This window comes from Allobosea sp. CER48, assembly GCF_044752385.1.
Classification (GTDB): domain Bacteria; phylum Pseudomonadota; class Alphaproteobacteria; order Rhizobiales; family Beijerinckiaceae; genus Allobosea.
In genome coordinates this window covers 1-1086 of sequence record NZ_JBIWYK010000731.1, presented here as the reverse complement: position 1 = coordinate 1086, position 1086 = coordinate 1, and the positions used below count along the sequence as shown (strand labels likewise).

Annotated in this window: 1 protein-coding gene; it reads right to left on the bottom strand. The window is 65.8% G+C overall.

What is annotated here, in order from left to right:
- Positions 1-25: 25 nt before the first annotated feature.
- Positions 26-1045, bottom strand: a complete 1020-nt coding sequence (locus tag ACIPIA_RS16855) for a TRAP transporter substrate-binding protein (RefSeq protein WP_400511138.1) — start codon at positions 1043-1045, stop codon at positions 26-28.
- Positions 1046-1086 lie beyond the last annotated feature (41 nt).

Genomic DNA, 1086 nt, shown 5'->3' with positions numbered 1-1086 from the left:
CCTCCCGATCCTGGCGCCGCCGCCGTCAGGCGAGCTTGCCGACGGACCCTTCGAGCAGGCCCCAGGCCTCCTTGCCGAAGCGCTCCTGCCACTCCTTGTAGAAGCCGGCATCGCGCAGCTTCGCCCGGAAGGAATCCGGATCGGTCTTGTTGAAGGCCAGGCCCTTCGCCTGCAGATCGGCCTGCACCGTCTCGTTGAGCTTCTTGATGTCGCCGCGCTGCGCGACGCCTGCATCGTTGATGGCGGACGCCACGATCTTCTGCACGTCGGCCGGCAGCCCGCGCCAGGCGCGCCCGTTGGCGACGAACCAGAACCCGTCCCAGATGTGGTTGGAAACGGCGCAGCTCTTCTGCACCTCGTAGAGCTTGGCGACCTGGATGATCGGCAGGGGGTTCTCCTGCGCGTCGACGATCTTGGTCTGCAGCGACGAATAGACCTCCGAGAACTGGAGGCTGGCGGGCGCCGCATCGAGCGCCTTGAACATCGAGATCGAGAGCGGGCTCACCGGCACGCGAATCTTGAGGCCGGACATGTCCTTGGCGGCCTCGATCGGGCGCCCCGACGTGGTCATCTGGCGGAAGCCGTTGTCCCACATCTTCTCGAAGGCAAACAGGTTCACCTTCGAGATCGCCTCGCGGACATGGGCGCCGACCGGCCCGTCCATGGCCTTCCAGACCTGATCGTAATCGGAGAAGGCGAAGCCCACGGCGTTGATCGCAGCCACCGGCACCAGCGTCGCGATGACGAGCGCCGAGGGGGTGAAGAACGTGATGCCGCCGTTGCGCACCTGGCTCAGCATGTCGGTATCGCCGCCAAGCTGGTTGTTCGGGAAGATCTTCACCTCGACGCGCCCGTTCGTCTCCTTGGCGATCCGGTCGGCCGCCTCCTGCGCACGGATGTTGAGCGGATGGCTCAACGGCAGGTTGTTTCCGTATTTCAGCTCGATCTCGGCCGCGCGGGCGACGAGGGGGGCGGAGATCAGCGGCAAGGCAGCTCCGGCGGCGGCGGCGCCGCGCAGGATCGATCGGCGGGTCACTGTGGTCATGTCATCCTCCCGAATGGCTTCGATGAGCCTTGTCTTGGTCT